Source organism: Planktotalea sp. (genome assembly GCF_049680325.1).
In the GTDB taxonomy this organism is placed as follows: Bacteria; Pseudomonadota; Alphaproteobacteria; order Rhodobacterales; family Rhodobacteraceae; genus Planktotalea.
In genome coordinates, this window is sequence record NZ_JBAUHO010000165.1 from 1 (window position 1) to 17,422 (window position 17,422).

At 56.3% G+C, this 17,422-nt stretch carries 20 protein-coding genes; 8 read left to right on the forward strand and 12 right to left on the reverse strand.

The genetic code is table 11. The features are described from left to right. From WBC85_RS07435 to WBC85_RS07465, 7 genes are all read right to left on the reverse strand, one after another. A partial coding sequence (locus WBC85_RS07435; protein ID WP_424434664.1) for a GbsR/MarR family transcriptional regulator occupies positions 1 to 428 on the reverse strand: 428 nt, incomplete at its 3' end. A 76-nt stretch (positions 429 to 504) separates the two neighbouring features. Continuing rightward, positions 505 to 1,602 (reverse strand): MFS transporter, encoded by a 1,098-nt coding sequence (locus tag WBC85_RS07440; protein WP_424434667.1) that lies wholly within the window; start codon positions 1,600 to 1,602, stop codon positions 505 to 507. Between the two features lie 71 nt (positions 1,603 to 1,673). Next, positions 1,674 to 2,276, reverse strand: a complete 603-nt coding sequence (gene plsY / locus WBC85_RS07445) for a glycerol-3-phosphate 1-O-acyltransferase PlsY (RefSeq protein WP_424434670.1) — start codon at positions 2,274 to 2,276, stop codon at positions 1,674 to 1,676. Next, positions 2,277 to 3,536, reverse strand: a complete 1,260-nt coding sequence (pyrC, locus tag WBC85_RS07450) for a dihydroorotase (RefSeq protein WP_424434673.1) — start codon at positions 3,534 to 3,536, stop codon at positions 2,277 to 2,279. It lies immediately after the preceding gene. Beyond that, a complete protein-coding gene (locus tag WBC85_RS07455; RefSeq protein WP_424434676.1) occupies positions 3,533 to 4,063 on the reverse strand; it encodes a hypothetical protein in 531 nt (176 codons plus the stop codon). Before WBC85_RS07455 ends, pyrC begins: the two co-directional genes overlap by 4 nt. Before the next feature lie 110 nt (positions 4,064 to 4,173). Beyond that, positions 4,174 to 4,683, reverse strand: coding sequence for a hypothetical protein (locus WBC85_RS07460; RefSeq protein ID WP_424434679.1), 510 nt, complete (start codon positions 4,681 to 4,683; stop codon positions 4,174 to 4,176). An 8-nt stretch (positions 4,684 to 4,691) separates the two neighbouring features. After that, a complete protein-coding gene (locus WBC85_RS07465; RefSeq protein WP_424434681.1) occupies positions 4,692 to 5,645 on the reverse strand; it encodes an aspartate carbamoyltransferase catalytic subunit in 954 nt (317 codons plus the stop codon). A 98-nt stretch (positions 5,646 to 5,743) separates the two neighbouring features. Between WBC85_RS07465 and WBC85_RS07470 the strand changes: the two genes are divergently transcribed. From WBC85_RS07470 to WBC85_RS07485, 4 genes are all read left to right on the forward strand, one after another. Then, complete coding sequence (locus WBC85_RS07470; RefSeq protein ID WP_424434684.1) at positions 5,744 to 6,529, forward strand: uracil-DNA glycosylase; 786 nt, start codon at positions 5,744 to 5,746, stop codon at positions 6,527 to 6,529. Then, positions 6,526 to 7,068: a molybdenum cofactor biosynthesis protein B gene (gene moaB / locus WBC85_RS07475; RefSeq protein ID WP_424434687.1), complete on the forward strand. Its 543-nt coding sequence runs from the start codon at positions 6,526 to 6,528 to the stop codon at positions 7,066 to 7,068. Before WBC85_RS07470 ends, moaB begins: the two co-directional genes overlap by 4 nt. A 94-nt stretch (positions 7,069 to 7,162) precedes the next feature. After that, positions 7,163 to 8,620: an efflux RND transporter periplasmic adaptor subunit gene (locus WBC85_RS07480; RefSeq protein WP_424434690.1), complete on the forward strand. Its 1,458-nt coding sequence runs from the start codon at positions 7,163 to 7,165 to the stop codon at positions 8,618 to 8,620. Positions 8,621 to 8,623: 3 nt separating this feature from the next. Continuing rightward, positions 8,624 to 12,031, forward strand: coding sequence for an efflux RND transporter permease subunit (locus WBC85_RS07485; RefSeq protein ID WP_424434693.1), 3,408 nt, complete (start codon positions 8,624 to 8,626; stop codon positions 12,029 to 12,031). Here the strand turns inward: WBC85_RS07485 and WBC85_RS07490 are convergent. Continuing rightward, a complete protein-coding gene (locus tag WBC85_RS07490; protein ID WP_424434696.1) occupies positions 12,028 to 12,837 on the reverse strand; it encodes a protein-disulfide reductase DsbD domain-containing protein in 810 nt (269 codons plus the stop codon). The two genes, WBC85_RS07485 and WBC85_RS07490, sit on opposite strands and share 4 nt — an antisense overlap. A 136-nt stretch (positions 12,838 to 12,973) precedes the next feature. Between WBC85_RS07490 and WBC85_RS07495 the strand changes: the two genes are divergently transcribed. Further along, positions 12,974 to 13,549 carry a YqgE/AlgH family protein gene (locus tag WBC85_RS07495; protein ID WP_424434699.1) on the forward strand — a complete coding sequence of 192 codons (576 nt, stop codon included), beginning with the start codon at positions 12,974 to 12,976 and terminating at the stop codon, positions 13,547 to 13,549. On the opposite strand, the gene WBC85_RS07500 is transcribed toward WBC85_RS07495, so the two are convergent. From WBC85_RS07500 to WBC85_RS07510, 3 genes are read right to left on the reverse strand one after another with little or no spacing between them, the layout of a single operon-like run. Beyond that, positions 13,546 to 14,625, reverse strand: coding sequence for a 5-(carboxyamino)imidazole ribonucleotide synthase (locus tag WBC85_RS07500; protein ID WP_424434702.1), 1,080 nt, complete (start codon positions 14,623 to 14,625; stop codon positions 13,546 to 13,548). The genes WBC85_RS07495 and WBC85_RS07500 overlap by 4 nt on opposite strands. Then, positions 14,618 to 15,106 (reverse strand): 5-(carboxyamino)imidazole ribonucleotide mutase, encoded by a 489-nt coding sequence (gene purE, locus WBC85_RS07505; RefSeq protein WP_424434705.1) that lies wholly within the window; start codon positions 15,104 to 15,106, stop codon positions 14,618 to 14,620. The genes WBC85_RS07500 and purE overlap by 8 nt, the downstream gene beginning before the upstream one ends. Positions 15,107 to 15,156: 50 nt before the next feature. Next, positions 15,157 to 15,381: a YdcH family protein gene (locus tag WBC85_RS07510; RefSeq protein ID WP_424434708.1), complete on the reverse strand. Its 225-nt coding sequence runs from the start codon at positions 15,379 to 15,381 to the stop codon at positions 15,157 to 15,159. Positions 15,382 to 15,546: 165 nt separating this feature from the next. On the opposite strand from WBC85_RS07510, the gene WBC85_RS07515 reads away from it, so the two are divergent. The 3 genes from WBC85_RS07515 to WBC85_RS07525 are packed head-to-tail and all read left to right on the forward strand — an operon-like array spanning position 15,547 to position 17,070. Further along, entirely contained in the window at positions 15,547 to 15,960 is a 414-nt protein-coding gene (locus WBC85_RS07515; protein ID WP_424434711.1) for an Hsp20 family protein, read from the forward strand. 4 nt (positions 15,961 to 15,964) lie between these two features. Further along, entirely contained in the window at positions 15,965 to 16,192 is a 228-nt protein-coding gene (locus WBC85_RS07520) for a DUF1150 family protein (protein ID WP_424434714.1), read from the forward strand. Then, a complete protein-coding gene (locus WBC85_RS07525; RefSeq protein ID WP_424434717.1) occupies positions 16,192 to 17,070 on the forward strand; it encodes a PhzF family phenazine biosynthesis protein in 879 nt (292 codons plus the stop codon). Before WBC85_RS07520 ends, WBC85_RS07525 begins: the two co-directional genes overlap by 1 nt. Positions 17,071 to 17,073: 3 nt before the next feature. Here the strand turns inward: WBC85_RS07525 and WBC85_RS07530 are convergent. Continuing rightward, positions 17,074 to 17,422 (reverse strand): hypothetical protein (locus tag WBC85_RS07530; protein WP_424434720.1); only part of this gene is annotated, 349 nt, incomplete at its 5' end.

The following is a 17,422-nucleotide window of genomic DNA, read 5'->3' on the forward strand; positions in this document are numbered from 1 at the left end:
TCGAACATCTGCATTGTTTCTAACGTCTCGTCGATGCGCTGTGTGACTTTCTTGGACGTGCCGTCGTCTTGCGCTGCCTTTTGGACGTCTCGCAAGGCTGCAAGCGTCGGGGTGAATTCGCGGGCACGGCGTCCTTCAACAACAGTTGTCACCAGATCAAACATATCGCGCACAGAGGTAAAGTGATCGCGCCGATCTCCAAGCTGACGCTGGGACTTAACGAGCCCCCAGCTTTGCAACTCTTTCAGTCCGTTCGAAACGTTCGAACGCGCTAGGTTCAGCGTGTCGCAAATATCCTCAGCAGTCATCGGATCTGGCGAGATATGCAAAAGCGCATGGATTTGCGCGACAGAGCGGTTCACGCCCCATTTCGCGCCCATATCCCCCCAGTGAAGGATGAAGTCTTGCATGGCTTGTGACAGGTTCATCGTTTTCGTCCGTTATTTCTGTAATGAAAGAAATAACAGAAACTATCGTATTGTCAACATATGACAGATCGGGAAACTATTTCGCGACGTTAGGAGGTGGAGAAACGCGTATCCAATAGGCTATCCCAAGGGCCAGGGCGATTGCGACAACGCCATGGAGCAGTTCGGGAGTAGTTACAGCAAGCATGACGCCAGTCATCAATGGCCCGCAGGCTGCGCCAAAATCGCGCCAGGCTTGCATTCGCGCCAACGGACCAAGGACGTCGTCCTGTTCGCTTAGGCCTTGGGCAATGACAGCCGGCCCTAGTGAGGCAAGCGCGCCGCGGAACGTAAGCATTATCAATGCGCCCAGAACGGCCCAACCGACCGCAACACACATAAAGCCCAACATCGTTAGAAAAGCTGCGCTCACGAATACGCGGTGTGCGCCATAGCGATCGGCGATCCAGCCGAAAAGCGGGGCCGCGACGGCTTCTGCGAAGTGACGCATCGCCAAGAGAGCGCCGCCCCCCAAGACAGCCGTCGCCATTGTGTTATTCTGGGCGAGTATCAAGGTAACCGTCATCGCAAACACGCCATCGACGCCATAGCCCTGCAAGAAAAACAAGACGTCTATCGGCGCTGGGCGTGTCAGGCGGCCAGTGGGCTTCCTGGCTTGATTGATCTGGGCGGGCACCTTGGGGAGGCGCAAAGCGATAGGTAACGCCAATGCGGTGAAGCAGGCCAGAACGACGAAGGCAGAATTCGCGCCAACATGCCCGACCAGCCAGGCACCGCCAAAGAGCGCTAGGATGGGGCCAATACGTTGCACGGCCTGCCCGACGCCGATCCGCGTGCCCGCGCGCTTGCGGTGGCTGACGGCATAGGAAAGCGTGGCAAGGACAAGTACGCCATAGGTCAGACCCCAAAGAAGACGTGCAAACAGAAGGATCAAGGGGCCAGTCCCAAAACCATAGATCAACGTGGAAAGCGTAGCGCTACAGGCTGCTGCGATGCACATCGCCCGAACGCCAAAGCGCGCTGTGGCCTGGGCGATCAAACCATAGGCAAAGACCCGAACAAAGCGATTGACTGACAGCATCACGCCGACCCATGGCAGGGTCAGGCCAAAGTCAGCTGCATAGGCTGGCAGCACCGCGTAGAGCAGCGCATCGCCAAGTAGCGCAAGCGACATGATCGCGGACGAGCTAAGGATGCTGGACCAGCCATCGCCCTTGTCATCAGGGGCAGGATTAGACGGCGTGTTTATTTGCCAATCCTTGGTTCGGTCCCTGCGCGTAGGCGGGTGATGTTTGCTTTGTGGCGCCAGAAGATCATGATTGTGAGGATCACGCCGACGAAAAAGCCTTCCGGGTAACCAAGAACGCTCATCCAGAATGTAGATGTTCCAGCAGCAGCAAGCGCAGCAAACGACGAGATACGTTTGAGCAGGGCCGCAACCAGCCAGGTGGCGCAGCAGGCTAGGCCGACAGGCAAGCTGAGGGCAAGCAACAGGCCCAGGAAGCTTGCAACGCCCTTACCACCCTTAAAGCCAAGCCAAAGAGGGTAACAATGCCCGATAAACGCCATGAGCCCCGCAAGCAAAGCCGCGTCTTCGCCAGCCATTGCACGTGCGATTAGTGCCGCGACAGCACCCTTTGCGCCGTCAAGGATCAGCGTTGCGAAAGCCGCGGGTTTGGACCCTGTGCGCAGCACGTTTGTCGCGCCGATATTGCCAGAGCCAATTTCGCGCAGATTTCCAAGACCCATTGCTTTGGAAATGAGAACGCCAAAAGGGATAGAGCCGAGCAGGTAGCCAAAAACGGCCCAGATCAGCAGCGCAACAGCGCCTGTTTCGATGATCGGCATTTAGTCCCTTTCGAAAACCGGGCGACCCGCCACGTAGGTTGCAATCACTCTACCTTGCATACGCGCTCCGTCAAACGGTGTGTTCTTGGATTTGCTACGCAGTTTAAAGCGATCCATTATGAAAGGTGCATCAGGGTCAAACAGAACCAGATCGGCAGGGGCACCGATACTTAAGCGCCCTGCGGGCAGGCCAAGGCGTTTGGCGGGGGCAAGGCTAAGCGCGCGCCAGAGTGTTGGCAGATCAAGATGATCGTTGTGAACGAGGCGCATCGCTGCTGGCAGCAGTGTCTCCATCGCAACCGCGCCAGAGGCGGCCTCCTCAAACGGCAGGCGTTTGCTTTCTTCGTCCTGCGGTGTGTGCATCGAGGAAATGAGGTCGATGGTCCCGTTGGCGAGCGCTTCGATCACTGCTAGGCGATCGTCCTCTGAGCGCAGTGGCGGTTTGACCTTAAAAAAGGTGCGATAGTCGGCAACGTCGAGTTCATTCAGCGTCAGGTGATGGATCGACACGCCTGCGGTAATATCAAGACCATTTGCCTTGGCGCGTTCCAGCGCGGGCAAGGCGCGCGCGGTGGTTATCTGATCCGCATGATAGCGCACACCGGTCATTTCAATCAGCGCGATATCTCGGTCCAGCCCCATGCGTTCGGCCATGGACGACACCGCAGGCAAGCCGCGTAGCGATGCGAACTTGCCAGATGTGACAGCAGCCCCCTTGCTAAGTGTGGGTTCCTGAACATGGGCGATCACCAAAGCGTTGAGCGAGCGCGCATAGGTCAGCGCGCGGCTATAGACTTTGGTATCGCGCACAACATGATCGCAATCGGTAAAGGCGACAGCGCCCGCGTCTTGCAGAAAGCCGATTTCGGTCATCTCGCGCCCTTCACGCCCTTTTGTCAGGGCGGCCATAACCAGCACGTTGACAGGTGCCGCCTCATTCGCGCGGCGGCGCACGAATTCGAGAACCTCTGGGCTATCAATCGCGGGTGCTGTGTCGGGGCGGGTCACCATGGTTGTGACCCCGCCTGCTGCCGCTGCGAGGCCCGCACTACGATAGCTTTCCTTGTGACGTTCGCCCGGTTCGCAAACCTTTACGCCAATGTCGATAATGCCCGGTGCCAGGCATTTGCCCGCGCAATCAATCACAGTCGCGTCCTTGGCCGTGTCGACGATGAAGCCGTCTGAAACCGTTAGCTCGCCAATGTCTTCGGTGCCTGTTTCTGGATCAATCAGGCGGGCGTTGGTGAAACGAATGTTCATGGCGTTTCTTTCTGAATTTGGCGCATCAGTTTGTGAACGGCGCGCCCGTCTTCGATGTTGGCAAAGCCGATATGTTTACCCGCAAACCAGACAGTATCTGGCGGGCCGATCTTCAAGATCAGGTCGGTGTGCGCATCAATCGGATAATCTGTAAGCAATTTGCCCTGCGTTGGATGATCGGTCGCGATGAACGCGCGCTTGCTGCTAAGCGTGTAATGGGTCTTGGAGCGCAAAAAGGCCTGCCAAAACACATGGCCAATGGCATTGTAAAACCCGATCAGGAAAAACGGGATGCCAAAGAGCGGGAAAAGTTTGGGGAAGATGCCGCCAAAACCGTTGAAATTGCTCGTGATGTTCGTCGCCATGCCCATCCAGAACACGGAAAACACCATGAAAAAGACACCCATTAACGCGCCCATCACATCAGTTCCGTGAAAAGAAAGCCCAGCCACAGGGCGACCCTGCCAGACAATTGTCTCGCCCTCATCAAGCAAGCCTTCCCAGCCGGTTGGAATGCTTGGGCTCATACTAAGCGATCCAAACCACTAGCGTGACGAAAACAGCCAGCAAGATCAGCACATACATGGCGATGCGTCCTGACATTCTTGGATCATTTGGCTCTTGCATTGGCGTTTCCTTAGACAGCGATGCGGACAAACATCGAAAGGGTGACAAGGACGATCAGGCCAAAGGCCATAAGTATCCATAGCAAAACTTTGCTATTGGACGCGCGAACGGGTGGGGTTTTGCCTGTAATAATACCTTGTGCGGATTTGGTTTTGATCGGGGTTGCAGCAAGATCAAGCGGTACCTCACCAAAGCTGGCGATCCAGCGCAGCGGGGCTTGTGGTGTTAGCGTTGTCGCCTTGCCACCGAAGGCGGCGGAGCGAATAAGCACGACATCCCCCTTGAGCGCCGCAAGCTGCGGACGCATTGCCTCTATCTCATCGGCAGGAATGCCCATTCCAAGGGCGAGATATCCCTCAAGTCCCAACTCATCGAGGTCTTCCAGCGCAATGATATCCACCTGTTCAGGGTTCAGGGTCTCTACGCCAAGTGCCTCGACAAGCGCCGCGTGATCGAATTCGCGCGCTGTTTCAATCGCGAAGAGGCGCACGACTCCATGCTCGGTTGCGGTGATTTGCATTTGCAAACTCACACCATCACTCCAGCAGACTGCTTGGCGCGCCGGTTGCGCGCGAGCAGGTCCATCGCGGCCATACGCACAGCGACGCCCATTTCAACCTGTTCCTGAATGACCGAACGGTTGATGTCGTCCGCAATATCCCCGTCTATCTCGACGCCGCGATTCATTGGGCCGGGATGCATGACAATCGCGTCGGGCTTGGCATAGGACAGTTTGTCCGCATCAAGGCCATAGCGATGGTAATATTCGCGTTCGGACGGGATAAACCCGCCGTCCATGCGTTCCTTTTGCAAGCGGAGCATCATCACGACGTCCACATCCTTCAGACCTTCACGCATGTCTTCAAAGACTTCGACACCAAATTCGGAAATCTGTGAAGGCATCAACGAAGGCGGGCCGATCAGGCGGATGCGGTTTTCCATCTTGCCCAAGAGCATGATGTTGGAACGCGCCACGCGGGAATGAGCGATATCGCCGCAAATCGCGATGGAAAGACGGTGCAAACGCCCCTTGGCGCGGCGGATTGTCAGCGCATCAAGCAGCGCTTGCGTCGGGTGTTCGTGGCGACCGTCGCCAGCGTTCAGCACGGCGCAATTCACCTTCTGTGCCAGAAGATCAACCGCGCCAGAATGCGGATGACGCACGACCAGCAGATCAGGGTGCATGGCGTTGATTGTCATTGCCGTGTCGATCAGCGTTTCGCCCTTTTTGATCGAAGACGCCTGCATCGCCATGTTCATCACATCCGCGCCAAGGCGTTTGCCTGCGATTTCAAAACTTGCCTGTGTGCGGGTCGAGTTCTCAAAGAACATGTTAACCTGCGTTAACCCTGCCAATGCATCGGTATGCTTGTGCGGCTGGCGGTTGAGGTCAACATATTGATCTGCAAGATCCAGCAGCGTAGTGATCTCGGTGGGGTGCAAATGCTCGATCCCGAGCAGGTGTGATTGGGTGAATGTCACGGTGCGGTCCCCTTTGGTTCGCCGCGTTATAGGCGCGTGGGCAGGCTTGGGCAAGATGGGGCGTTCCCTATCCGCGCGCGGCGGCATAGATTGAGCGTATGGAATCGGCGATGGACTATCATACAGCGAAAGCCCTGTTGGAATGGCAGGTGGAATTCGGCGTCGATGAGGCGATTTGCGATGCCCCTGTGAACCGTTTTGAGGTGAAGCCAGAGCCGAAAAAGCCGGTGCTGCCTGTTGCCAGCGAAACAGCGACTGTGTTGACACCCATCCGTGCGAACCCGCCAGGTGAAGTCGATGGTGCGGCGCTTGCACGCGAGGCCGCTGCTGGGGCTGGCGATATCGAAGCACTCAAAGCGGCGCTTGGCGCTTTCGAGGCGTGCGAGCTAAAGCGCGGCGCACGAAATCTGGTCTTTGCGGATGGTACATTCGGCGCGCGCGTCATGATCGTTGGCGAAGCACCGGGCCGCGAAGAAGACCAGATCGGAACGCCCTTTGTTGGTGAAGCAGGAACGCTGCTTGACAAAATGTTGAGCGCGATCGACCTAAACCGCGCAGAAAATGTCTATATCACCAATGTCTTGCCGTGGCGCCCACCCCAGAACCGCGAACCAACGCCTGCGGAACTCGGCATGATGTTGCCTTTCCTGGAGCGACATGTCGCGCTGGCAAAGCCGGAAATTCTGGTGCTTATGGGCAATATCGCCTGCCAGGCGGTCCTTGGGAAACGCGGCATAACGCGTATGCGCGGGGAATGGGGGGATGCGATGGGCGTAAAGGTTCTGCCGATGTTCCATCCGGCGTATTTGCTGCGTTCACCCGAGAAAAAGCGCGATGCCTGGGCAGATTTGTTGGCATTGAAGGCGAGATTGAAAAGCGAATGAGTAAATTCGACGAAAGCAAAGAATTCATCTCTGTTCGCATTGCGGTGCTTACGGTTTCTGACACACGCGCATTGGCCGAGGATAGATCTGGAGATGTGCTTGTTCAGCGCCTTGGCGACGCTGGCCATACCCTTGCCGCGCGCAAGATCATTCGCGACGAGCGCGCCGAAATTGCAGAACAATTGCGCGCCTGGTGCGCGGATGATGCGATTGATGTAATCATTTCAACCGGTGGTACGGGCCTTACGGGGCGCGATGTGACGGTTGAAGCGCACCGTGACGTATATGAAAAAGAAATCGAGGCGTTCGGCACCGTCTTTACCCACGTCAGCATGGCAAAGATCGGCACGTCTGCGGTTCAGAGCCGCGCAACTGGGGGGGTTGCGCAAGGCACTTATCTGTTCGCATTGCCGGGCAGCCCTGGGGCATGCAAGGATGCTTGGGATGAAATTTTAGCCTTTCAGCTCGATTATCGGCACAAGCCCTGCAACTTTGTAGAAATAATGCCGCGTTTGGACGAACATTTGCGACGGAAATAGCGTCCGGCACCGTATCACATAAAATGTGACTGGATTTGCCATTGGAAATCAGGTCACTACCTTATGTATCAGGGTTCGTTATGAAAGCGTTGCTATGAGATTTATTCGCCAAAGCCTCGCAGGGCTATTTTTGCTTGCTATGACAGGCGCGCTGCTCGTTTATGCGGGCTCGCTTGTTTATGGTGCTGTGCAGGCGCGCTTGGCGGACGAGCCACGTCCCGCGCGTGCGCGCGAGCGGGTCTTCTCGGTAACTGTGATTCCGGCCCAAATGCAGCAGATCGATCCTGTCCTGACCGCTTTCGGGCAGATCGAAAGTGCGCGCACTTTGGATTTGCGGGCTGGGGCTTCTGGCACCGTGATGGAACTTTCGGACAACTTCGTCGAAGGCGGATTGGTCGCTGCGGGTGAGCTGCTGGTTCTCATTGATCCTGCCGAAGCGCAAAGCGCGCTGGACCGCGCAGCGAGCGATCTTAGTGATGCACAATTGGAAGCGCGTGAGGCGGCGCGGGCGATTGGGTTGGCGCAAGATGAATTGGCAGCCGCGCGCGAGCAAGCGGCGCTGCGCACCAAAGCCTTTGAGCGTCAGAAAGACCTTGCTGCGCGCGGTGTTGGAACCTCTGCCACGGTTGAGACAGCTGAGCTTGCCGCGTCTTCCGCGCGCCAGGCGGTGCTTGCGCGCCGTCAAGCCTTGGCACAGGCCGAGGCACGTATCGAACAGGCAACCACGCGCATAACACGCGCCGAGTTGGCCAAGGCCGATGCGATGCGCAAACTGGAAAATACTGAGGTGAAAGCGGAATTTGCGGGGGCTTTGTCAGGGGTGACCGCCTCTCGTGGTGGATTGGTCAGCACGAACGAAAGGCTCGCCGAGTTGATTGATCCTGATGCGCTGGAAGTGTCGTTCCGTCTGTCGACAGCGCAATATGCGCGTTTGTTGAATGATAAGGGTGCGCTTGGCACTGCGCCCGTTTCGGTCGTTCTGGATGTGTTCGGCGCTGATCTTGTCGCCAAAGGCAAGCTAAGCCGTGACAGCGCAGCGGTGGGCGAAGGGCAATCTGGTCGTTTGGTCTTTGCTAAACTGGATGCTGCACCGGGGTTCAAGCCCGGCGATTTTGTTCGTGTGGAAGTGACAGAACCTGCTCTGCGCGGCGTGATCCGTCTGCCTGCGACAGCGCTGGGCGCGGATGGCACTGTCCTTGTGATCGGCGAGGGGGATCGCCTAGAGGCTATCGCTGTGCGATTGGAGCGCCGCCAGGGCGATGATGTGCTCGTGCGCTCGCGCGAATTGATGGGGCGCAATGTTGTCAGTGCTCGCACGCCGTTGCTGGGCGTCGGGATCAAGGTGAAACCGCTCACTCAAGAGGGCGCGAGCAAAATTGAAGAACCTGAAATGCTGGAACTGAGCGAGGAACGCAAAGCCAAGATTCGCGCCTATGTGGAGGCCAACAACCGCATTCCCGACGAAGCCAAAGCACGTATTTTAAGCCAGTTAGACGAGGATAAAGTCCCTGCCCAAATGGTCCAGCGGATCGAAAGCCGGATGGGGGGCTAAATCATGGCGCGATCCCTTTCAGACGGTGCGGGCGGTATTTTAAGTTACTTCGTGCGCCACAAGACCCTCGCGAACCTTGTGCTTGTCATCATGTTGGTTGCGGGCCTTGTTGCAATGCCGAAGATGCGTGCGCAGTTTTTTCCTGATGTAGTGGTGGACACTGTATCTGTGTCTGTCGTTTGGGAAGGTGCAGGCGCTGAGGATGTGGATGCAGCTATTGTTCAGGTGATTGAACCTGCCTTGCTCGCGGTCGAGGGCGTCGATAGCTCCAGCGCAACAAGCCAGGAGGGGCGGGCGTCGGTTTCGCTGGAGTTTGAGCCGGGCTGGGACATGGCGCGCGCGGCTGATGATGTGCAATCTGCGGTCGATCAGGTCACGGGCCTTCCAGAAGAAGCCGAAGACCCTGTGGTGCGCCGCGGGCAGTGGCGTGACCGTGTCACCGATGTTGTGATCTCGGGCCCCGTTGGCGTTGAACAACTGGCATTATTTACCGATGAACTGGCCACGCGCCTGTTCGCCGAGGGCGTAACGCGCACAACAATTCGCGGTGTTGCTGCGGGTCAAACGCGTGTGGAAGTGCGTTCAAGCAATCTGATCGCAAACGACGTCTCTATGGCGGAAATTGCTGCCGCGATTGCTGCCGAAGTCGATGCAGACCCCGCTGGCGATGTTTCCGGCGGCGCGGCGCGTGTGCGCACAGGCATCGAAAAGCGCACGCCAGAGGAAATTGCGCTGATTGTTTTGCGCTCGAACGATGACGGATCAAAGCTGCGGATCGGTGATATTGCAGAACTGAGCCAAGAAGGTGTTGATCGTGAGATAGGCTTTTTCGTGGGCGAAAACCCGGCGATGACGCTTCGGGTTGATCGCTCTGACATGGGCGATGCAATTGGCATTCAACATCAGGTCGAAGACGTTGCCGCCAAGATGCAGGAAACCTTGCCCGAGGGTGTTACGCTCGAACTGATCCGCACCCGCGCCGAGGCCATCAGCGGACGTTTGGAACTGTTGATCGACAATGCGATCACAGGTTTGGCTTTGGTCGTGTTGCTGTTGTTTTTGTTCCTGAATGCACGCACCGCGTTCTGGGTTGCGGCAGGCATCCCTGTCGCGCTGTTTGCGGCAATTGCGCTGATGTATGTTGGCGGGCTGACGATCAATATGATCTCGCTGTTCGCGCTAATTATCACCCTCGGTATCGTTGTGGACGATGCGATTGTCGTTGGCGAGCACGCCGATTATCGCGCGCGCGAACTGAAAGAAAGCCCCGTCGTTGCCGCAGAGAACGCAGCGCGCCGTATGGCCATGCCCGTCTTTTCGGCGACGCTGACAACAGTGATTGCCTTCTTTGGATTGGTGTCTATCGGCGGGCGTTTTGGTAGTTTGATCGGTGATATTCCCTTCACCGTGATTGCAGTTCTGCTGGCATCGCTTGCCGAGTGTTTCCTGATCCTGCCAAACCACATGAGCCATGCCTTGGCCCATTCTGCCAAGACCCATTGGTATGACATGCCCAGCCGCGTAGTGAACATCGGTTTTGAATGGGTGCGTGACAACCTTTTCAAACCGCTTATGGCTGGTGTGATCTGGGCGCGCTATGCAGTCTTTTCCGGTGTGATCCTCGTGCTTGCCAGCCAGGTCGTTCTTTTCATCAGCGGTGATGTGCAATGGCGGTTCTTTAATGCGCCAGAACGGTCTTCTGTGACGGGCAACTTTTCGATGGTTGAAGGCGCGAGCCGCGCAGATACCCATGCGATGATGCGCGAAATGCAACGCGCGACGGAAGCGCTGGCAGCAGAGTATGAAAAAGAGCATGGCACCAACCCGCTTGATTATGTCATGGCGACTATCGGTGGTTCTTCCGGGGGCGGTTTGGCGGGCTCGGACACCAAAGACAACGATCTGTTGGGCGGCATTTCGATCGAGTTGATAGACGCAGATCTGCGCCCTTATTCCAGCTTTGCCTTTGTCAGTGATCTTCAGGATGCAGTGCGCCGCCACCCGCTCACAGAAAATATTTCGTTCCGCTCTTGGCGCTCTGGTCCGGGCGGATCGGCGTTGGACGTTCAGTTTTTCGGCGCTAGCGCTGAAACTTTGAAAGGTGCCAGTGAAGCGTTGCAATCCGAATTGGCGCGCTTTCCCGAAGTGTCAGCGGTGGAAGACAACCTTGCCTACGATAAGGAAGAGCTGATCCTTGAGTTAACCGCGCAGGGTCAGGCACTTGGCTTTACAATCGATCAGCTGGGCCGCGTGTTGCGTCACCGTTTGAACGGGATCGAAGCGGCAAGTTATCCTGAAGGACCGCGCAGCGCGACCATCCGCGTGGAACTGCCTAGCGATGAGCTGCGCGCGGACTTTCTTGATAGCACGCTTCTGCGCAGTAAATCTGGTAGTTATGTCCCGCTGGCCGATATTGTCAGCGTCAAGCAACGCACAGGGTTTTCGACTGTGCGCCGTGAAAACGGCGTGCGCTTGATCTCTGTCACTGGGGATATTTCCGAGGATGATCCCGCCCGCGCCAGCGAAATCGAAGACGCGCTGGAAGAGCAGATTTTGCCACGTATCGCATCACAGATGCAGGTCGAGTGGCGTCTGTCCGGCCAATCCGAGCAAGAGAACGCTTTCCTGTCGGAGGCTTTGACCGGGCTGATCTTGGCGTTGACGGGCATCTATCTGGTGCTGGCTTGGGTCTTCTCTAGCTGGACGCGGCCCATTGTTGTCATGGCGGTGATCCCTTTCGGGCTGGTCGGTACGATCTACGGGCATGCTGCATGGGATGTGCCGCTATCAATGTTCACGGTTGTTGGCCTCTTGGGCATGACGGGTATCATCATTAACGATTCGATCGTTCTGGTGACGACGATTGATGAATACGCGAAAGAGCGCGGATTGATCCCGTCGATCATTGATGGCGCTGCCAACCGTTTGCGCCCTGTGATGCTGACCACGATGACCACTGTTCTGGGACTTGCGCCATTGCTGTTCGAGCGTTCAAGTCAGGCGCAATTTCTCAAACCGACGGTAATCACACTGGTCTATGGTCTTGGCTTTGGCATGGTGCTTGTTCTGCTGGTCGTGCCGTCGCTGATCGCGATGCAATACGATGCGCGCCGCCGCATCGATGCGTTCAAACGTGGCTTGAAATTCCGTAAGCGTGGACCGCGCGCGATGCTTGGGGTTCTCGCAGCGCTGACGCTTGCATGGCTTGGGGCGACGATGGGCTATGCGGCCGTTTTCAAAACGCTTTTGCCAGAGCTTGCAGCGATTGCGCCGAAGCTTGCCAATATGCCAGCCATGCTTGCTGGGTTTGCAGTATTTCTGGCGGGCATGATCGTTCTTATCGTGTTGGCCTATCTGGCCTCGGCGATTGCTTTGGTATTTGCGCGGCGCGCGAAAAGGGCGGCGGTTTAACCGCCCTTGCAGCCGTTGATTTCAACGGCGCGGCTTTCGCCCAAAACAGTGATGCGAATACCGCTGCGATTGAGCATGAAGGGCGCGCCTTCCACGTTCTGAATCTCTGTGATTGCGCTCAGTTGATTGCCGTTGCGCGTGACCTCTGGTTCAGCCACCCACAACAGGGGATCAGCGGTTTCAATGATAACAGCCTCGCGCTGTCCAACGCGGGGCAGCGTGAGCGTCGTTGCAAGTTTGATCCCATCCGCAGAGGGCGAAATCTGGCAGCGCAGGTTTTTCGCGCCAGCTTGCTTGCCTGAAAACGGTCGATCCGCCAGCGCCGCGGCAATGCGCGGATCGCGCTTGTTCGCAGTTGCGGGCAATACGGCGCTAACGTTCAAGGTTTGGGGAACACAGATGTCTTTGCAAATGCCGACGTCAATTTTGGCAGTTAACGCGATGTCTTTCCCATTCGCCTTGGGCATAACGCGCAGCGGCAAAACCACCTCGTCATAGTAAACGATCGAGCGCAAACCGTTGTCAGTGTAAACGTCAGGGCGGGGCCAGATGACCTGCACACCCTTGAAATTGCCCGACCCGCTCAGATCAAAGAGCGGTGGAATCCCTGCATCCCCGGGTGCGCGCCAATAAGTATGCCAGCCCGGCTTGAGCGAAAGCTGCACCGCCGCCATGTGGCTGCCATCGCTTTGTCGCCAACCTGTAAGCAAGGTCGCGACAAGCACATCGTCAAAGCTTTGGGAAAAGGCGACAACTGGTGAAGCCAATAGCGCCAAGGCTGCAAGGAGTGTTTTTCTAAGTCTCATACGTCTGACTGCCGCAGAGCGCGTGCAAAGCCAAGTCACTTATTTGCGAGAAATCTTGCCGATGTTTTAAGTTGCCCTTGCGCAATCGGGCTAAGCGCCTCATCCTTTGTTTAGGGTAACGAGTTAAAGTGTGAATATGACGACAACAGAACTGCTCGGCGAGTTGACTGGCAAGTGCCTGATTTCAATGCCAGACATGCCTGATCCACGCTTTCAAGGCAGTGTCATTTTTTTGTGCACGCATTCAAGCGATGGGGCGATGGGTTTGATTGTGAATAAACGTGTTCAGGACGTTAATTTGGCGGATTTGTTAGAGCAGCTTTCAATCCCAAATCCTGAATCGGCTAAGTCTCATCCTATATATTACGGTGGTCCTGTAGAAAGCAGCCGCGGATTTGTACTGCATTCGCCCGATTACCGCTCGGAACTGTCGTCTATGGATGCAGGCGAGGGGCTGGTTATGACCGCAACGATAGACATTCTTGAAGACATTGGCGCAGGGAACGGACCTGAAAAGGCGCTGGTGTTGCTTGGCTATGCGGGTTGGGGAGCCGGGCAGTTAGAGGCGGAGATCGCTGCAAACGGCTGGTTGATTGCACAGGTTGAAAATGACGTTATTTTCGATGCGCCAGATGCTAAAAAATGGGCGCTGGCGCTGGCCGAAATCGGCATTGATCCTGCGATCCTGTCTTCAAGCGGTGGCAGTGCCTAGGCGCTTGCAGGGCCAGTGATGCGGTTGACGTGGCCCATTTTGCGTCCGTCTTTCACTTCGGCCTTACCATATAGATGCAACGCGGTTTCTGCCTGAGCAGCAAGGTTTGGAACACGGTCCATATCACTGCCGATCAGGTTCTCCATCACCACATCGCTATGGCGTTGTCCGTTGCCCAAGGGCCAGCCCGCAATCGCGCGGATGTGTTGTTCGAACTGATCCACTGTACAGCCGTTTTGCGTCCAGTGACCCGAGTTATGCACGCGCGGCGCGATCTCGTTCACCACAAGGCCCTTTGGCGTCACAAAAAGCTCTACGCCCATAACGCCGACATAGTCGAGCGCGTTCAGAATTCGGCCAGCAAGAAGAACGCCATCCATGCGCAGGCTGGCACTGACATTTGCAGGGACTGTAGTTTTGCGCAGAATGCCGCCTTCATGGACGTTTTCGCCTGGATCGAAACAGGCGACTTCGCCCGTTGGGCTACGTGCGGCGATCACTGAAATTTCCGCGGAAAAGTCTATAAAGCCTTCCAGCACAGCAGGCGCGCCTGCCATGTCGGCGAGAGCTTGGTCTGCATCAGCGCTGGTTTTTAGCCGCGCTTGTCCCTTGCCGTCATACCCGAAACGCCGTGTTTTCAGGATTGAGGGCGCACCAACAGCAGCAATTGCGGCTTGCATCGAAGCTGCATCATCAACCGCAGCATATGGCGCAACAGAAAGGCCCAGACCCGATAGGAAGTCTTTTTCTGTGATGCGATCCTGAGAAATGCGCAATGCCTCGCGCCCCGGATGGATCGGCGCAAGCGCGCCAAGCAGATCAAGTGCAGAGGTAGGCACGTTTTCGAATTCATAGGTAATGACGTCAACCGCATTGCCAAAGGCAGTGAGCGCCGCTTCATCTTCATAAGGGGCTGTTGTGACAGTGTCGGCAACGTGACTCGCGGGCGGGTTTGCACCCGGCTCGAAAATATGGGTGCGAAAGCCAAGTCGCGCCGCTGCCACAGACAACATGCGGCCAAGTTGACCACCGCCTAGGATACCGATGACCGCGCCTTGCGGAAGGGGATTAGTCATTCACAGGTTCCTCTGGGATAGATGCGGATAGGGCGTCGCGCCATGTATCCAAACGCTTGGCAAGATCAGGATCAGACGTCGCAAGAATGGCCGCGGCCATCAGGCCGGCATTCGCAGCGCCAGCGCCACCAATTGCCATAGTCGCAACTGGAAATCCGCGCGGCATTTGCAAAATGGAATATAGGCTGTCCACGCCGGACAATGCCTTGGTTTGCACTGGAACGCCAATCACTGGCACACGGGTCTTGGAGGCCATCATGCCCGGCAAATGGGCCGCGCCGCCAGCGCCCGCGATGATAACCTTGAGGCCACGCGCTGCAGCGGTCTTACCATACTCCCAAAGGCGATCAGGGGTGCGGTGCGCCGAGACGATCTTTGTCTCGTAGCGGACGCCCAAAGCATCTAGCATCTGTGCAGCTTCGATCATTGTTGGCCAGTCAGACTGGCTTCCCATGATGATTCCTACTTCAATATTCGCCATGAGTGCGTCACCCCTATTTGTGAGCGCTGGACTATAGCCAGATGCGTGCCTTAGGCAATGATGTCGGGGGTCAAACGGTCTTCAATTTCCGCAATCAGATCCTTTAAACGCAACTTGCGCCGTTTTAGGCGCTGGATCATCAATTGATCGGCTGTGCCCCGCTCTACCAATGCGCGTATTGAATCGTCCAGATCGCGGTGTTCGCGGCGCATGACTTCCAGCTCAATGCTGAGCACGTCGTCATTTTTCATAGATAGTCCGGTCGGCGCGTTCATAAGTCTGGCTCTTTTCGAGAGATAGTGCAGGTCTTTTACTATACCGATTCTGAGCCCTGCGCATAGCCCTTGCACAGCGCGGCAAAGCTTCCCATATTTGACCCAGTAGCGGTTGCCGTAACGGGACCGCATCTGGACTGTCGCTTTGATCGAAGGACAAACCTTATGACGAAACTAACACTTGGCTCGTACCCGCACATGTTGGGCTTTGAGCAGCTGGAAAGGCTGGTAGAACGTACCGCTAAATCTGGCAATGAGGGCTACCCACCCTATAACATCGAACAAACGACAGATCGCTCGTACCGCATCACGCTTGCGGTTGCCGGGTTTTCCGAGGACGATCTGTCGATCACTGTGGAAGACCGCCAATTGGTGATCCGTGGCCGACAAAAAGATGACAGTGAAGGACGCTTTTTCCTGCATCGCGGCATCGCGGCGCGTCAGTTCCAGCGCAGCTTTGTTTTGGCCGATGGTGTCGAAGTCGGCGAAGCGCTGATGGAAAATGGCCTATTGCACGTTGATCTGACCCGGGCGCGACCTGACGCCGTGGTTCAAACAATTAACATCAAGAAAGGGTAGTATCATGACCAACCCATTTGATTTCGCCAAATCTGGCGATGCACGTATCGTGTATGTGCGGCCCGTTGCACTGACTGACTTGCCAGCAGAGATGCAGGAGCAAGCGCAGGGCATAGAAAAGCTATATGCGGTGCATAGCGAAGACGGAGAACGCCTTGCCGTTGTTGCAGATCGCAACCTTGCATTCATTCTTGCGCGTCAAAATGATTTTGCGCCGGTTACGGTACACTAATGAGCGAGTTTGCGTTCCATTGGGTTGATGCGTTTACGGATCGCCCCTTTGGCGGCAATGGCTGCGCGGTTGTTCACAACGGCGCACATCTGGACGATGAAACCTGCACGTCCTTTGTCAAAGAAACCTCACTTATCGAATGTACATTTCTAGGTCCGTCGGAAACGGCGGACCTACATGTTCGGTATTTTCTGGCAAGCCGCGAAATACCGTTTGCGGGGCATCCGACGGTAGCTTCTGTCATTGCGGCCCATGCTGCAGGAACAATTGGCACCGGTGATTTGACGCTTGAAACGTTGGCCGGAATTATTCCCGTTCATCTAAGCGATGATGGCACGCGCGTGACGATGCGCCAGAATGCACCGATCTTTGGGCCTGTTGCCGAGGCTGGTCTTGTGGCGGCTGCAATCGGATTGCGCGAAGAAGATATCATCGCGCCGCCGCAGCTGGTTTCAACGGGCCTTCCATTTATTATCGTTCCGCTCAGTGATCGCGTTGCGCTTGGCTGCGCGCGTTTGAACGCCGCCGCAATAGGTACGCTGAATGACAGCCTTGGCCCAGACAGCGTTGACGTGATGGAGCCTTTCCTGACGACGCTTGGCGGTTTCACAGACGCGGGCGATACGTTCTCTCGCCTGCTATTGTTGCCACCGAGTTCGCCAGAAGACCCGTTTACGGGCTCTGCGACAGGGGCGATGGGTGCTTACATGTGGCAGCACGGGCTAATAGAAACTCCGGATTTTACTGCTGAGCAAGGCCATACGATGGGCCGTCCCGGTGCGGCAAAGGTTCGGGTGCTCGGGCCACGCGATGCAATCGAAGGCGTCGAAGTTGCAGGCAATGGCCATATCTTGATGAGCGGGTCACTGCATCTCTAGTTCCTAGAAACGAAGCGCATAGCTGATGCTAAGGCTTATGTCTTTTGTGCCTGCTTCAACATTGCCGCCATCAAGGATCATGCTGAGGTCTCCTGCACGCCCAATGCTTGTCATCCCGATCGCGATACGCGGCGCAGCATAGGTGCTGATCGCGCCCAAACCATCATCAAAGCGATTGAGTTCCGCAGCAAGACTGACAAATGGTGTGACCTTCGCGGAACCAATATGCGTATCGATTGAGAACTTTGTGCCAAGTGAACCTGTTACACCCGTGATCTTGTTTGCAGCGGTTGTGGCTGCCCCGACGGTGAACGCATCCTGTGCTTCCGAATAACCGCGAATGCCACCAAAG

Coding starts and splice junctions, on each gene's coding strand:
- WBC85_RS07515 (WP_424434711.1), top strand. CDS start 15,547: ATGACGAAACTAACACTTGGCTCGTACCCGCACATGTTGGGCTTTGAG.
- WBC85_RS07500 (WP_424434702.1), bottom strand. CDS start 14,625: ATGACTAATCCCCTTCCGCAAGGCGCGGTCATCGGTATCCTAGGCGGT.
- WBC85_RS07470 (WP_424434684.1), top strand. CDS start 5,744: ATGGAATCGGCGATGGACTATCATACAGCGAAAGCCCTGTTGGAATGG.
- WBC85_RS07520 (WP_424434714.1), top strand. CDS start 15,965: ATGACCAACCCATTTGATTTCGCCAAATCTGGCGATGCACGTATCGTG.
- pyrC (WP_424434673.1), bottom strand. CDS start 3,536: ATGAACATTCGTTTCACCAACGCCCGCCTGATTGATCCAGAAACAGGC.
- WBC85_RS07455 (WP_424434676.1), bottom strand. CDS start 4,063: ATGAGCCCAAGCATTCCAACCGGCTGGGAAGGCTTGCTTGATGAGGGC.
- purE (WP_424434705.1), bottom strand. CDS start 15,106: ATGGCGAATATTGAAGTAGGAATCATCATGGGAAGCCAGTCTGACTGG.
- WBC85_RS07525 (WP_424434717.1), top strand. CDS start 16,192: ATGAGCGAGTTTGCGTTCCATTGGGTTGATGCGTTTACGGATCGCCCC.
- WBC85_RS07510 (WP_424434708.1), bottom strand. CDS start 15,381: ATGAACGCGCCGACCGGACTATCTATGAAAAATGACGACGTGCTCAGC.
- plsY (WP_424434670.1), bottom strand. CDS start 2,276: ATGCCGATCATCGAAACAGGCGCTGTTGCGCTGCTGATCTGGGCCGTT.
- WBC85_RS07460 (WP_424434679.1), bottom strand. CDS start 4,683: ATGCAAATCACCGCAACCGAGCATGGAGTCGTGCGCCTCTTCGCGATT.
- moaB (WP_424434687.1), top strand. CDS start 6,526: ATGAGTAAATTCGACGAAAGCAAAGAATTCATCTCTGTTCGCATTGCG.
- WBC85_RS07490 (WP_424434696.1), bottom strand. CDS start 12,837: ATGAGACTTAGAAAAACACTCCTTGCAGCCTTGGCGCTATTGGCTTCA.
- WBC85_RS07485 (WP_424434693.1), top strand. CDS start 8,624: ATGGCGCGATCCCTTTCAGACGGTGCGGGCGGTATTTTAAGTTACTTC.
- WBC85_RS07440 (WP_424434667.1), bottom strand. CDS start 1,602: ATGTCGCTTGCGCTACTTGGCGATGCGCTGCTCTACGCGGTGCTGCCA.
- WBC85_RS07495 (WP_424434699.1), top strand. CDS start 12,974: ATGACGACAACAGAACTGCTCGGCGAGTTGACTGGCAAGTGCCTGATT.
- WBC85_RS07480 (WP_424434690.1), top strand. CDS start 7,163: ATGAGATTTATTCGCCAAAGCCTCGCAGGGCTATTTTTGCTTGCTATG.